The organism is bacterium, from assembly GCA_022763185.1.
In the GTDB taxonomy this organism is placed as follows: Bacteria; Bdellovibrionota_G; JALEGL01; order JALEGL01; family JALEGL01; genus JALEGL01.
Map to the genome: position 1 here is coordinate 87,525 of JALEGL010000003.1, position 13,231 is coordinate 100,755.

Annotated in this window: 14 protein-coding genes and 2 tRNA genes; 8 read left to right on the forward strand and 8 right to left on the reverse strand. The window is 38.6% G+C overall.

Features of this window, described 5'->3' with window-relative positions:
• Positions 1-43 precede the first annotated feature (43 nt).
• Together MRY82_00780 and MRY82_00785 are read left to right on the forward strand one after the other, a co-directional pair.
• Entirely contained in the window at positions 44-874 is an 831-nt protein-coding gene (locus MRY82_00780) for an Ig-like domain-containing protein (GenBank protein ID MCI5071464.1), read from the forward strand.
• 236 nt (positions 875-1,110) lie between these two features.
• Positions 1,111-1,248, forward strand: coding sequence for a helix-turn-helix domain-containing protein (locus MRY82_00785; GenBank protein MCI5071465.1), 138 nt, complete (start codon positions 1,111-1,113; stop codon positions 1,246-1,248).
• Positions 1,249-1,256: 8 nt separating this feature from the next.
• Here the strand turns inward: MRY82_00785 and MRY82_00790 are convergent, their stop codons facing one another.
• Both MRY82_00790 and MRY82_00795 read right to left on the reverse strand, forming a co-directional pair.
• Positions 1,257-1,832: a hypothetical protein gene (locus MRY82_00790; protein ID MCI5071466.1), complete on the reverse strand. Its 576-nt coding sequence runs from the start codon at positions 1,830-1,832 to the stop codon at positions 1,257-1,259.
• Positions 1,833-2,120: 288 nt separating this feature from the next.
• A tRNA-Leu gene (locus MRY82_00795) sits at positions 2,121-2,205 on the reverse strand.
• 7 nt (positions 2,206-2,212) lie between these two features.
• On the opposite strand from MRY82_00795, the gene MRY82_00800 reads away from it, so the two are divergent.
• Positions 2,213-2,455, forward strand: coding sequence for a hypothetical protein (locus MRY82_00800; GenBank protein ID MCI5071467.1), 243 nt, complete (start codon positions 2,213-2,215; stop codon positions 2,453-2,455).
• Here MRY82_00800 and MRY82_00805 read toward each other — a convergent pair.
• Positions 2,443-2,519 (reverse strand) — tRNA-Arg (locus tag MRY82_00805). The genes MRY82_00800 and MRY82_00805 overlap by 13 nt on opposite strands.
• A 130-nt stretch (positions 2,520-2,649) precedes the next feature.
• Positions 2,650-2,919 (reverse strand): hypothetical protein, encoded by a 270-nt coding sequence (locus MRY82_00810; GenBank protein MCI5071468.1) that lies wholly within the window; start codon positions 2,917-2,919, stop codon positions 2,650-2,652.
• A gap of 86 nt (positions 2,920-3,005) precedes the next feature.
• On the opposite strand from MRY82_00810, the gene MRY82_00815 reads away from it, so the two are divergent.
• Positions 3,006-4,280 carry an NCS2 family permease gene (locus tag MRY82_00815; protein MCI5071469.1) on the forward strand — a complete coding sequence of 425 codons (1,275 nt, stop codon included), beginning with the start codon at positions 3,006-3,008 and terminating at the stop codon, positions 4,278-4,280.
• A complete protein-coding gene (locus tag MRY82_00820; protein ID MCI5071470.1) occupies positions 4,273-4,905 on the forward strand; it encodes a LysE family translocator in 633 nt (210 codons plus the stop codon). Before MRY82_00815 ends, MRY82_00820 begins: the two co-directional genes overlap by 8 nt.
• A 130-nt stretch (positions 4,906-5,035) precedes the next feature.
• Here the strand turns inward: MRY82_00820 and MRY82_00825 are convergent, their stop codons facing one another.
• Entirely contained in the window at positions 5,036-5,635 is a 600-nt protein-coding gene (locus MRY82_00825; GenBank protein MCI5071471.1) for a DUF937 domain-containing protein, read from the reverse strand.
• Positions 5,636-6,179: 544 nt separating this feature from the next.
• Here MRY82_00825 and dxs point away from each other — a divergent pair.
• Entirely contained in the window at positions 6,180-8,096 is a 1,917-nt protein-coding gene (dxs, locus tag MRY82_00830) for a 1-deoxy-D-xylulose-5-phosphate synthase (protein ID MCI5071472.1), read from the forward strand.
• Between the two features lie 66 nt (positions 8,097-8,162).
• Here dxs and MRY82_00835 read toward each other — a convergent pair whose 3' ends face one another.
• Positions 8,163-8,762: a hypothetical protein gene (locus MRY82_00835; GenBank protein MCI5071473.1), complete on the reverse strand. Its 600-nt coding sequence runs from the start codon at positions 8,760-8,762 to the stop codon at positions 8,163-8,165.
• 10 nt (positions 8,763-8,772) lie between these two features.
• Between MRY82_00835 and MRY82_00840 the strand changes: the two genes are divergently transcribed.
• The gene (locus MRY82_00840) at positions 8,773-9,597 is read left to right on the forward strand and encodes a hypothetical protein (GenBank protein ID MCI5071474.1); all 825 of its coding nucleotides are present in this window, start codon (positions 8,773-8,775) and stop codon (positions 9,595-9,597) included.
• Here the strand turns inward: MRY82_00840 and MRY82_00845 are convergent.
• Positions 9,585-10,532 carry a hypothetical protein gene (locus MRY82_00845; GenBank protein MCI5071475.1) on the reverse strand — a complete coding sequence of 316 codons (948 nt, stop codon included), beginning with the start codon at positions 10,530-10,532 and terminating at the stop codon, positions 9,585-9,587. The two genes, MRY82_00840 and MRY82_00845, sit on opposite strands and share 13 nt — an antisense overlap.
• 100 nt (positions 10,533-10,632) lie before the next feature.
• Here MRY82_00845 and MRY82_00850 point away from each other — a divergent pair, with 100 nt between their 5' ends.
• Complete coding sequence (locus tag MRY82_00850) at positions 10,633-11,871, forward strand: Nramp family divalent metal transporter (GenBank protein MCI5071476.1); 1,239 nt, start codon at positions 10,633-10,635, stop codon at positions 11,869-11,871.
• Positions 11,872-11,899: 28 nt separating this feature from the next.
• On the opposite strand, the gene MRY82_00855 is transcribed toward MRY82_00850, so the two are convergent.
• Positions 11,900-13,228, reverse strand: coding sequence for a hypothetical protein (locus MRY82_00855; GenBank protein ID MCI5071477.1), 1,329 nt, complete (start codon positions 13,226-13,228; stop codon positions 11,900-11,902).
• Positions 13,229-13,231: the final 3 nt, after the last annotated feature.

Below are 13,231 nucleotides of genomic sequence, written 5' to 3' on the forward strand. Positions count from 1 at the left end.
CATTAAGATTATTATGGCATAAATTTTGCCTAATCTAATGAGTATGGAATCATATTTATGCATTTTCAAAAATATAGCTTTATCAATAATACTTGTTTTATCGCTTCAATACTGTGCTTATGATGATACTCAAACAACATCTCTACCTGATCAAGAGTTTTATGTTGCGGATGTTGCACCAGGTTATCAATCAACAGTAAGTTCAGGTCCAGATAAAAAAATAACTTTGGTGTTCAGCATGCCAGTAGAGCCAAGTACGATATTGCCTAACACCGGTAATGTGTCTTTTATTCAAGATATCAATGGTGTAGCTACTGATTTGAGCCATGTATTAACAATAAGTGAGATAAGCAACGTTGTAACATTCCATGTTAATTATGCTTTGGCGATGAGAGCTGATTATACTTTGAACATCAGCAATAATGTGAAGTCTATAGGTAATGGTATGAATCTAAGAAGCCCAGTCTTACATCAATTTAATACGGGTGGGGGGTATACTCAAGGTGGTGTGGGCAATACTGTGCCAGGCAGTCCGTATATTTTAGAGTATAAGCTTGTTCGTGAATGTATATCCAATGGCACAGGTCAACAAGAGGTGGCATACATAGAAGTCAAGTTTAATGAGGTACTCATGCTTCCTCCAAAAGCACAAGTTAAAAAAACATTAAGCACGCAGTCTTGGAGTGCTGAGCAAGATATGCAGGCAAAAGAGGGTGACATGTCCGTGATGATTCTTAATGTAGATCCACCTGAATATGATTTGCAAGGCTACAAAATTCGCTTTAGCAGTACAGCAGTAACAGACTTAGAAGGACTCCATATGAGTAGCTTTGAAAGCCAGGGAATATATCAAGTCTTTGGTGGTTGCAATTAAAACATATTAAGAGATACAAAGTGTTTGAAATTTAGATTTAATGCTTTGATTGTAGAAAACAAAGAAAAATACCATGAATACATACCGTCAAAAAGAAAAGAGCTGTTGGATTGGCTGTAAAGAAACAATGATGAGTTTTACCCAGAATCTGTAAGAAAGGCCTTAAGAAAACACTGTTTTATATTTGGGAAAGACGCAAAGCCAAAGGCTGGTCTCAGACTAAGCTTGCGCAAAAAATGGGAGTTTCACAAAGTAGAATTGCACAAATAGAGTCTGGTGTGGGTACAGCCAAAATTACTTTTGATGTGCTTTTGCAAGTACTCAGTAGTCTTGGCTGTGATTTTAAAATCGTTCTTAAAAAAGAAGCTGCCTGAGGTTAGTATTAAAAATCTTCCTCACAACTAGTTTCACCAGTTAAAGTAAAACGATACTCAACAATAATTTTATCTTCTTCCGCTTTTTCCAACTTACAGAAGTTATATCCACCGATTGTAAACTCAGACCCACTATAACTATCAGCATCACTTGAACCGCTTGTTGCAAAGCCATTCATTCCAATACGTGCTAATGATCTAGATAATGCCTCAAAAATATCCCTTTCTGCAAATGGACCTAAGTTTTCTTTTACAAAACAATGATATGTAGATTTGGCTCGAAAACAAATCAAACCAGCTGCAGATTGTCTTTTTTCTGGTTTTATGTGTTGTTGAATGCTCTGTTCAATACTTACAAAATTGTATTCCGTATTATCTGCACTATTAATAATCTCATTAACACTCAAGATTTGTACTTGACTGTCACTCCCTGCAATAGCAGTTCCACCACCTTGTTGATAAGGAGTCTGCAATGCTTCAAAAATTGCTTTAGCACTACTCCCACTAATATAGACTCTATCATTATCTTGCGCAAAGGAAGGTAATGATATTAATATAGCTAAACTTAATAAAAACTTTTTCATGACTTAAAATTCCCCTTTAAAAATTTAATAATCTCGTTCGTTAATCGATATTATTATAAAAATATCGATACAACTCTACATTATATGACATATTTTGACGCAAAAAGAAATCGCTCATTTTATCTATAAATTTAGCAAGCCAAAAAGTAGCCACTTGATAGCCAAGTCCTGTGATGTTGCGTGTTTTTGTGTGACGATTCTTACGGAGTGATTTGGTAAGTTGTTGAAACTCTTTGGTTTATATTTTAACTACTTACCTGCTTTTGAATACTTTTTATCTGAATCGTATGGTACCGATGGAGAGACTCGAACTCCCACGGGTTGCCCCACTGGTGCCTAAAACCAGCGTGTCTACCAATTCCACCACATCGGCACGGTGAATGGAGTTTCTAGTATGTTTCACCCAAAAACTCAAGTTTTTAATCACGCTTATTTTAAAAGATGAAATTCTAATTGATGAATTTTTTGGAGTCGCACCGTCTCGGCTTGCTTTTGGCAGGCCTCCGGGCATTACGTCACAAAAAGCGATGCTTTTTGTTCCTCCTAAACCGGGATTACGTTCAAGGACTTATAATGTAACACCATTTTTCCCCCTAACGGGATCAAAAAATGGTGGGCCATGAGGGAGTCGAACCCCCGACCCTCAGGTTCGAAGCCTGATGCTCTATCCAGCTGAGCTAATGACCCGTCCGTCTGTTTTCTAAAGGGAAAAACGCTTTTCCCTTGCAAACAAAAAGCGCGGTTTTTGTTTTCTCACCCTTTGCGGTCGAATTCGGCACAGGGCCTCTTCTCCAATACAAAAGGTGAGTCGAAAAAACTATTCGGCTTTTTCTTCTTTTTTCTCTTCTGCTGCTGCAGGAGTTTCTTCTTTTGCTTCAGGCGCGGCAGCTTCAGTTTTTGCTTCTTCAGCTGGAGCTTCTGGTTCTGGAGCTTTTTTAGGTTCAACCAATTTAATCAGTTTTTCTTTAAGTAAGATATTGACTTTATCTTCGCCATTGACCCATTGATTTTGCTTGTTTTTTACGCCAAAACGTCCTGAACGTTTTTTATAAACTGTATATTCTTTGGTTTTTTTTACTTTTTCCATGATTACTCCTTTAGTGCATTGGTCACAGCAATGCTTAAAAAGTTTCTTATATTCAACTGCTTATTGTGCTATGTCAACTAGCAAATATGCATACACAAAGCAAGAAAGATATATTGGGTGGGCTAACAACTTTTTTAACCATGGCTTACATTGTTGTGGTTAACCCTAGTGTTATTGCTCAACCTGGGACAGGGATGAGTTTTGCTGGAGTCATGACGGCTACGGTTTTGTTGGCATTTACCATGACTTTACTGATGGGTTTGTATGCCAAGTTGCCTTTTGCGGTTGCACCGGGTTTAGGCGTGAATGCTTTTTTTACTTACACCATTGTATTGGGTAAAGGTGTTGCATGGCCGATAGCTCTTGGAGCAGTGTTTTGGGCAGGAGTATTATTTTTACTCTGTTCAGTGTTCAATATTCGTGAAAAAATTGTGATGGCCATTCCACAGAATATACGCGAAGCTCTGGCTGTAGGTTTGGGCTTATTTTTGGCTTTTATCGGCTTAAAAAATATGGGGGTAGTGGCTCCAGATCCAGATACCTTTGTAAAGTTGGGTGAGATTAATCTGGAAGTTATCTTGGCTTTGTTGGCCATGATATTGACTGCTTTTTTATTGATGCGGGGTTGGAACAGTGCTTACTTACTGACCATTGTTATATCGACAATCGTAGCCAAACTTTTGGGTCAGGTAGAATGGCCTGAACAGTTTTTTAGCATGCCAGACTTTAAATCAGTGTTTATGGCCTTTGAGCCTTGGCAAGCGCTTAAGCTCAGTTTATTGCCTACCATTATTTCTATTTTTTTCACCGATATGTTTGACTCGCTTTCTACTTTTGTTGGTGTGGCAAAGGCAACAGATATGGAAAACAGTGAGGGGGAACCCAAAAACTTAAAACAAGGTTTGATTGTAGATGCTTTGGCCACCTTGTTTGCTGGAGTTTTTGGCACATCATCAGGAACGGCTTACATGGAAAGTGCGGTTGGCATCAAAGCCGGAGGTAAAACCGGATTAAGTGCGATTGTTACGGCCTTATGTTTTTTGCCCTGTTTTTTTATTGCGCCAATGGTGGCCATTATTCCAGGCTATGTATCTGGAGCAATTTTGGTTTTGGTGGGCATGGCCATGTTTCAATCGGTTAAAGATATGAATTTTGCGCGTTATGAAGAAGCTATTCCTAATTTTATGGTTATTTTATTGATACCTTTAACCTTCTCCATCACACACGGTATTTTGTGGGGCTTTATCAGTCATACCATTTTGTTTGTTTTGGCAGGTAGACAAAAAGAAGTTTCACTGACCATGTATATTTTAGCCATGATTTCCATGGCGCTGATTGTTATGGAGCAAATGGGTGTTTAAAGATTTAGCACCAATTTTTCTTATCCACTTGTTGGCTCTGTCAAGTCCAGGTCCTGACTTTGCAGTGGTTCTGAAAAACAGTTTTGAATCGCAAAAAAAAGCCTTGTTCACAGCTCTAGGCATAACATGTGGCTTAATAGGACATGTGACATTAGCCATTGTTGGCTTAGGGGTTCTTTTGCAGCAAACCTTATGGTTGAGCCAGGCAATTCAAATCTTAGGTGCTCTATACTTGTTTTATTTAGGGGTAAAAATATTTTTAAAATCCAAACCTCACAACAAGACTACAAGCAGTAAAGTAGCCCAAGATCAATTGGCATTTAAATCATCTCAAGGCGGCTTTAAAGAAGGGTTTTGGGTCAATGTCCTCAATCCAAAAGCCGGTATGTTTATCATGAGTCTATTTGCGCAAATGGCGAACTCAGGCAAAGTCTTGCAAACACAGCTTGTTTTAGCCGGCTTTATTCTCACCAGCGCGTGGGTGTGGTTTTCTACAGTGGCTTTATTTTTGAATATTTCTTATATAAGAGCCATTTTTTTAAAAAATGTGCCAGCAGTCGAAAAGTTAATGGCCTGCATGCTCATCGTGTTTGCCTGCATCATTTTAAAAAGAACTATGTTGTAATGAATACCTATAAGAATAAATAGCAAAGTAGGTTGTTTTTATGAAGGCTGGCTATTAGGGGTAGGTGCCCGCAAAAACTTCACCTCTCATAAAAACAATTAAGTCCTGTACTTTACAAATTATTCAAGTTTTATTTGTTGCTCATCCAGCTTTTGAGCATATTCAATCCAGTGTTGGCCAGATCATCACTGATAGAGCCATCACCATCTTGATCAAGCAGTTGGTTAACCAAGCCCATGTTGTTTGGGTTTTGCTCAGTAGCTTGGCTGATAGAACTTGTTAATAAGGCAGTTAAAGAAGTAGCATTAAAATTAGATTGTTTGACCTTTGAACCCAGCATACCCATAAGAATGGGTGTGGCCAACTGTATGATTTGATTGATCTGGCTGTTGTCTAAATTAGAACCTTTATTGAAAAATTGCTGAACCAGGTTGGTTTTTGAGCCAAAAACATGACCTAAGATTTTCATACCATCGTTAGAGGTTTCATCGGTCATGGCTGAGCTGATATTATTCAAGATAGAGCCGGTATGCTTTTGATTAAGAGCGTTCAATAAGGACTCTGCACCACTCGACTGATTGGCATTGCGCGCGAGACCTTGCGTTAATACGGGCAAAAAACTTTGAACCAAGCTGTTGACATCTTCTGTGTTGACACCAACTTTGCTTGCTATAGCAGAGGCTTCTTGCTGACCAAATTGTGATGATAAAATGTTAAGTATGTTTTCCATAGATTAGCAAGTTAATTAAAAGTTTAGAGATTAGCAAATGGATTTTATAAATATAAAACTTATTTTTTTTTGAAATTGATTATTGATTTAAGTTTATCTTGTGCTGACTTTCAAGTTACAGACCTTATTGAGGAACCAAGTCCAGAGCAATTTTCAGTTGTTGCGATATGTTATTTAGAGAATCAAGATGGTTTAGGGATATTTGAAGTATGTTCAGTATAAGCGATAGTAAGGAAAGAATAAAATGGAACCTTAGCAAAGCTAAATAGCAACTTTTATACAAATACATCCTCAAGTTATTTGGTTTATTAAGAAAACAGCGAGGCTAAAAAAACAAGCCTGCATCCTCGGTATACTTAAATTGCTGGCTTTTTTAAAGTGAATGTACAATTTTTTTTTTACTTAAATAGTTGTATTTAAAAATTAAAAATCAGAAAAAGTGCAAGTTGCTCTAAAAGTTAGAACATGGTAGGACATTAACGTGAGTTCTACAAAAAAATATATCCCAGGTTCATTATTGCAAAGCATTGATAATCCATATCAAATGCGAGACAAGTTAGAGGTTAAACAACTTCCTCAGCTCTGTCAGGAGCTTAGACAGTACATTATTGATATTGTGTCGGAGCAAGGTGGGCATCTTGGAGCCAGTCTAGGTGTCATTGAAATGACCGTGGCCTTGCATTACGCGTACAATACCCCTAAAGACCAATTGGTCTGGGATGTGGGGCATCAAGCCTATGCTCATAAGATTTTAACGGAAAGAAGAGATGTTTTTCCAAGCAACCGTAAATATGGGGGGATCAGCGGTTTTCCAAAGCGAAGTGAAAGCGAGTATGATACTTTTGGTGTAGGACACTCATCAACGTCTATTTCAGCTGCTTTAGGTATGGCTGTGGCCAGTAAACTTACACCCAATGATGATCGCAAGTCTATTGCCGTTATAGGGGATGGCGCCATGAATGCTGGCTTATCATTTGAAGCTTTAAATCACGGCGGTGTTGAAGAAGCCGATATATTGGTGGTTCTTAATGACAACTGCATGAGTATTGACCCCAATGTGGGTGCACTAAAAGAGTACTTGTCTCATATTACTGCCAGTCATACCTATAACAGAATTAAAGACGAAGTCTGGGGTTTGTTGGGCAAGATTTCCAATTACGGACCGGACCCAAGAGCCGTTGTTCAACGTTTAACCGATATTCTAAAAAACTCAGTTTTAAAAGAAAGTAACTTTTTTGAATCTCTTAAGTGGCGTTACTTTGGTCCCATTGATGGCCATAATGTTGAGCATATGGTGCGCATGTTTAAAGATTTAAAAGATATTCCTGGACCCAAACTTTTACATTGCATTACCACCAAAGGTAAGGGTTATCAGCCAGCTGAAGATGGTTCGGCCACGGTTTGGCATGCCCCAGGATTGTTTGATAAAAGCAATGGTGAAATCATTAAATCCAGTAAAACTGAGCCACAGCCGCCAAAGTTTCAAGATGTATTTGGCCATACTTTGGTTGAGCTTGCTAAGAAAAATAAAAAAATTGCAGGTGTTACGCCTGCCATGCCTACCGGTTGCTCATTAAAGTTTATGATGGAAGAAATTCCAGAAAGAAGTTTTGATGTTGGGATTGCCGAGCAGCATGCGGTTACGTTCTCAGCAGGTTTAGCCACACAAGGTATGATTCCATTTTGTAATATTTATTCTAGCTTTATGCAAAGAGCGTATGACCAAGTCATTCACGATGTAGCTTTGCAAGACTTGAATGTTGTTTTTTGCTTAGACCGCGGAGGTCTAGTAGGGGCTGATGGTGCAACTCATCATGGAGCTTATGACATTGCGTATATGCGCTGTATCCCAAACATGATTGTAGCCTGTCCTATGGATGAGATTGAACTGCGCAACTTGATGTATACAGCGCAAGCAGATGGTCATGGACCTTTTTCTATTCGTTACCCAAGGGGGCAAGGTGTGATTGCAGATTGGCAGCAAGCTTTTGAAGTGATCAATATTGGTCAGGGTAGACAGTTAACCGAAGGTGACGATCTTGCAATTTTAAGCATTGGCGCTATTGGTAATGAAGCAAGCAAAGCCATCGCGGAATTAAAAAAGCAAGGCATTAACGTCGCTCATTATGATATGCGTTTTGTGAAGCCTATTGATGAGGTGCTTTTGCACACAGTGTTTAAGCAGTATGACAAAGTGATTACTTTGGAAGATGGCTGTCTTCAAGGTGGCTTTGGATCAGCTGTCCTTGAGTTTATGGCAGATCATCATTATCATGCAAAGCTCGTGCGTTTAGGTATTCCAGATCGCTATATTCAGCATGGTACCCAGCAAGAGCTATATAAAGAGTGTGGCTATGATGCAGAAAGTATTGCTGAGACTTGCTTGCAACAATTAAAATCCAAGCAAAAAAAAACAGCGTCTATAGCAAAAAAACAAGCTCTCATGAGTGAAGCGATATAAGTTATTTTTCCAATAAAGAAATGAACGTTCTGGTTGCGTAAAAATTACACGCTAAATGTGAAGTCATTACTCACAGGCACCCAAGCCGCTAGTATTGACTTCTGATTTGGCCCATAAGGTTTCTTTTTCACCTTTTTCCCCCATTTTGGGTTGATAAATAAGACCATCTTGGCTGATTTCAAGTTCTCGGGCCTTTGCGTTTGGATCTAAGTAGCTTGAGCTGATCACAACTTGATAATGCCAGGGAACACAATTAAAACTTTGATCGGTAGGCACGGAAATGGATTGACCACAGCTCCCAGAGTTTGAACACAGCATAGGGTTACCATTTTCATCAATCCAGAGTTTACAGCTGTTGCTGATATTTAGACTGCAATTGGCAATAGAAAGAGGTGATTCAATGGCTTGCTGATAGGTTGCCAATACAGCATCTGTGCCGCCACAAGAGTTGGCATTTTGTCCATGGTCTTCATTGTCATCTAAGTAAACCACAATACTTTCTCCATCCGAAAAATCCAAACAAGTCCATAAGCCCCGGCGCTGCGCTTCGTTTTGTGCTTTAATAATGGCAGACTCAAGATCTAAAAGAGAACGTCGTAGTGCTTGCTTTGCACGCATACCAGAATAGGCTTGTGTTCCCAGCAAAATAATTGTGGCTGCAATCACTAAGGTGAGCATGAGTTCAATCAAAGTTAATCCTAAACGTTTATTGTTGAGTATTTTCACTGTTATTAACTATACCATTAATTTTTTGATATACTCAACAATTGCTATGGATGATCAATTTAATCTTACAATATCTGCTCCAAAACGCTGGGATCAATTTTTACAAACATCTGAAAGCTTTGTTGAGGACAAGAATTTTTTAAAGGTCTTAATTAACTTTATGCAAGATGAGATGCGTTTTTGTAAACAAAATCAACAAGCTTACGGTCCTTTTGCGGCAATGGTGGCCATTCCACAAGAGGTTGTTTTTTTAGATGGTTCAAAAAAAATAATGGGTGATGACTATTTTAAGCAGAAAGAAAGAGCAGGCATAAAAGAAGTGTTGTCTTGGCGGCCAATCAGTATTGGCTGCAATCAGGTGGTTGCAACTGGACAAGCTATTTTGCATGGTGAAGTGGTAGCTGCCGTTAGAGCAGGTCAGTACTTTAAGGATAATGGTTTTCTTGAGCCGTATGATTTTTCAAAAAATCATTGTTTATTGGCCACAACCAGTGCCCCTTGTGAGATGTGTTTGAATGTTATTAAATGGCTAAAGCCAAAAAAAATAATTGCTGGGGGATCTCGTTTGGATACCTATGAACATACCTGTTTTAATGAAGGGCTTACAGATGAAGGTTTGACTATTTTAAAGGCGAGTCAAAATTATCCTGAGCAAGAATCCTGGGTAGAAGAGCTCGATACTTGGGGTATTAAAGTGAGCGCAGGTGTTATGCGTAGTCAGGTGATTGAAGAAATTTTAAAGCCCTACGATGGGGTTATTTATCAGCCAGAATAATGATCAAGTACATCAAACAGTTTGCCGTAGCGGATGCCTCTATCGTAAACTTGAATATGGTCTGTTTTAAAAAAGTGCATTAGGCATTCAATGATGATGAGTCCTGGTAAGATAACATCGGCTCTTTTTGGATCTATGCCAGGGAGTTGTTTGATTTGGTCAATAGCTAAAGGCAATATCTGTTTAATGCTATCAGCAATATTTTTTTTGGATAGTTTAAAACCATTCACGTGATCTGAAGCATAGGTTTTGAGTTGAAGCAGCATGGAAGCGCTCTGAGTAAAGGAACCCGCCGTACCATAGAAGTTTGTGTTGGCGGGGGGTTGAATTGTACAGGCAGTTAGTTGTTTTAGGATGTGTTGACGCGCTAAATCAAGTCCCTCAAGTGAAGGGCTAGGTTTAAAAAACATATCCAATAATTTTACTGTACCAAATTTTATGCTTTGACTTTCTTTTAGATGGTTTTGGTGTCCTAAAGCAATTTCTGTTGAGCCACCGCCAATATCAAATAAAATATTTTTACTGGCCAAAGGGTAGCAATCTTTGAGTGATAAATAGCTTAAGCGTGCTTCTTCTTGTCCAGAAATGATCTCTATGGAACCAGAAGAAAAAACTTTTTCCAATATTGAGACAACTTCTTTCTGGTTTTTTGCTTCTCGGATGGCACTGCTGGCAGTAATAAAAATATGGTAAGGCAGGTGATGATCATCTAAAATTGTTTTACAGGTTTGAAGGTCGTTGTAGGCACGCTCAATGGCCTGTTTTTTGATAGTTTTACTTTGGGCAAAGCCTTCCCCCAAACGAGGCATAAAATAATGATCAAACAAAAACTTTAATTGTTTATTTTGATAGTGTGCACCTAACATTAACAGTGAGTTGGTGCCTATATCAATGGTAGCGACAATAGATTCGTTAAGGGTCTGTTTTTTATGCATGATATGGATGGTATTACAATCAACCTTCTTAAGTTATGTCAATGGCGAGATATCTGGATAAAAAATAGTAAAAAATAAAAATTATGTTAATCCTTTAAGGATGAAAAAAAATAGTTTTTTGCAATACTTAAGTTTTATTGGTCCAGGTATTGTTTTAGCGGCAACCGGTATTGGTTCAGGAGATATGATTGCAACTGCTGTTGGTGGAGCAAATTTTGGGACCGGTATTTTATGGAGTGTAGGCTTGGGCGTTACTCTAAAATTTGCATTGAATGAATCCATGGCAAGATTTCAGTTGGCCACTGGAGAAACCATTTTAGAAGCCTGGATGAAGTACCTTCATCGTTCAGTGGGGATTGTTTTTTTAATTTATTTATTGTTGTGGAGTTTTATTGTTGCAGCAGCAACTGTATCTGCCACCGGCCTTGCTGCGCATACACTTTTTCCTAGTTTAAGCGTTGCTCAATGGGCAGTGATACATAGTGTAGTTGCCTATGTTTTGGTTAAGTTAGGGAGTTATCATTTTCTTGAGCAACTTATGAAAATTTTGGTTGCCGGGATGTTTATCCTTATTGTCTATTGTGCTTGGAGTTTAGGCGTGTCCTGGAATACATTGCAAGGCTTCATACCATCAATTAATGCAAAGCATATGATCTCCGTATTCAGTATTGTTGGAGCTGTAGGTGGGAGTGTGACATTGTTAAGTTATAGCTATTGGATGCAAGAAAGAAAGTGGGAGGGCTTAAGTTATTTAAAAGCAGTACGTTTGGATTTGTTTGTCGCTTATGCATTGACCGGATGTTTTTGTGCAGCGGTTGTTATGATTGCGAGTAGAGTAGAGAGTAGTGCCTTACAAAATGGAAATATTGTGATTGCACTGGCAGAGCAAATTGAATTGGCTAGCAATCAGCTTGGAAAAAAATTATTTATTTGGGGATTTTGGGCAGCCGTTTTTTCTTCAGTTTTAGGTGTATGGCAAGGGGTGCCATATATTTTTCAAAACTTCATGCAATGCCAAAGGCAGAACAAACATGCAAAAAATTCCAATCGTATCTTAAGCTTTGTTCATCAGCATGCTTACCATCTGTTTCTTTGTTATTTGGCTTTCCCACCGTTACTGTTGTTGCTGTTCAATAAACCAATTTGGGTGGTTATTGTTTATACTTTGGTTGGGGCTTTATTTATGCCATTTTTAGCTTTGAGTTTGTTTTTGCTCAACAACAGAAAAAAATTAATGCATACAGCGCGGAACCAATTTTTCAGTAACTTTGCTCTGATATTTTGCCTGCTGATGTTTATTGCTATGGCAATCTATAAAATTTCTAAATTAAAGTTCTAGAGCTAAGTGTAAGCAACGATCAATACTGCTAGTTATTAGGACTCCATTTAGGCATGCTGTGATGCCAGGAAGACTTTTTAGAAATTTGCTTTAGGTTGCTACCGTCTGGCCGCATGGTCCAAATTTGATACGTTCCAGAACGATTAGAGGCAAAGGCAATCAAATGACCACCCGGGGACCAGGTAGGGTCAATATTATCTCTGGCGTCATAGGTTCGGCGAATGGGTAAAGTTCCATTTTCAACATCAAAAACAAAAATGTCATACTCACCATCCGTGTCCATACCGGCAAAGGCAATATACTTACTATCTGGAGACCATGCCGGAGAGGTGTTATCTTTTCCTTTAAAGGTCAGTTGTTTTGCTGTTCCACCATTTCTGGGCATGACAAAAATTTGTACACTGCCATTGCGATTAGAAATAAAGGCAATTTTTTTACCGTCTGGTGAAAAGCTGGGACTGACGTCATTGGCCCAGTGAGTGGTGAGACGATGGGCAATGCGTCCATTTAAACTTAAGAGATAAAGCTCTGGATTCCCATCTTTGGTTAAGGTCGTTGCCAAGAACTGACCCCACGGGTCAATGTCTAAGCCAATCATCATCCCTTTTTTAGGTGCAACCATGGGAGTATGACGTTTGGTGTTTAGATCATAAGCATAAACTCTGGGTGTTTTATTATTTTTAAACGCAGTGTAATACAGTTTATTTCTTTTTTTATCCCATGAAGGGGATAAAACAATTGAGTTATCTCTTGTAATCTGTTGCACATTTTTACCGTCAATATCCATGGTGCATAGCTCTTTATGAACTTTTGCTTTGCAAATAAATGCGAGCTTACTGTTAAAGAAACCGGATTCACCGGTTAAGGTTTCTACTACAGCATCAGCAAATTTATGCGCCATACTGTCAATGGTAGCAATGGAGCCGGCATACTTTTTTTCCAACAATAAACTTTTGGACAAAACATCAAAAAGTTTAGCATGCAAAACAAATTTACCATCGCGTCTTTTGCTGTATTGTGTTTTAACTAAAGCCAAGGCATCAAGAACAGCCCAATTGGCAAAGTCTATACTTTGTGAGTCAAACTTTTTTTCAGAATCTTTTTCTAAAAAAGCTTTTTTAGGAATAAAACGAAATACACTCAAAGTCATCAAGTCAGACTTTAGCGTATTGTTAAAGGTGTCTTGAACAGTTAAGCTTTGGTAGCGTCTGCTTGATGTGAATGGCGTATCAATAGCAATGGGATAAGACGCCTTGCTGGCTCGGGTGATATCAATGATCACTTGACCATGAGCATAGCCGGCCAAGCATAAGATTGTTAGTAAGACATAAACGACATATTTTTTTGTTCTCATCATAGA

Bases quoted from the DNA above. Each gene is read 5' to 3' on its own strand.
- MRY82_00810 (MCI5071468.1), bottom strand. From the start codon at position 2,919: ATGGAAAAAGTAAAAAAAACCAAAGAATATACAGTTTATAAAAAACGT.
- MRY82_00815 (MCI5071469.1), top strand. From the start codon at position 3,006: ATGCATACACAAAGCAAGAAAGATATATTGGGTGGGCTAACAACTTTT.
- dxs (MCI5071472.1), top strand. From the start codon at position 6,180: ATGCGAGACAAGTTAGAGGTTAAACAACTTCCTCAGCTCTGTCAGGAG.
- MRY82_00840 (MCI5071474.1), top strand. From the start codon at position 8,773: ATGAGTTCAATCAAAGTTAATCCTAAACGTTTATTGTTGAGTATTTTC.
- MRY82_00825 (MCI5071471.1), bottom strand. From the start codon at position 5,635: ATGGAAAACATACTTAACATTTTATCATCACAATTTGGTCAGCAAGAA.
- MRY82_00850 (MCI5071476.1), top strand. From the start codon at position 10,633: ATGAAAAAAAATAGTTTTTTGCAATACTTAAGTTTTATTGGTCCAGGT.
- MRY82_00785 (MCI5071465.1), top strand. From the start codon at position 1,111: ATGGGAGTTTCACAAAGTAGAATTGCACAAATAGAGTCTGGTGTGGGT.
- MRY82_00800 (MCI5071467.1), top strand. From the start codon at position 2,213: ATGGAGTTTCTAGTATGTTTCACCCAAAAACTCAAGTTTTTAATCACG.
- MRY82_00790 (MCI5071466.1), bottom strand. From the start codon at position 1,832: ATGAAAAAGTTTTTATTAAGTTTAGCTATATTAATATCATTACCTTCC.
- MRY82_00845 (MCI5071475.1), bottom strand. From the start codon at position 10,532: ATGCATAAAAAACAGACCCTTAACGAATCTATTGTCGCTACCATTGAT.
- MRY82_00780 (MCI5071464.1), top strand. From the start codon at position 44: ATGGAATCATATTTATGCATTTTCAAAAATATAGCTTTATCAATAATA.
- MRY82_00855 (MCI5071477.1), bottom strand. From the start codon at position 13,228: ATGATGAGAACAAAAAAATATGTCGTTTATGTCTTACTAACAATCTTA.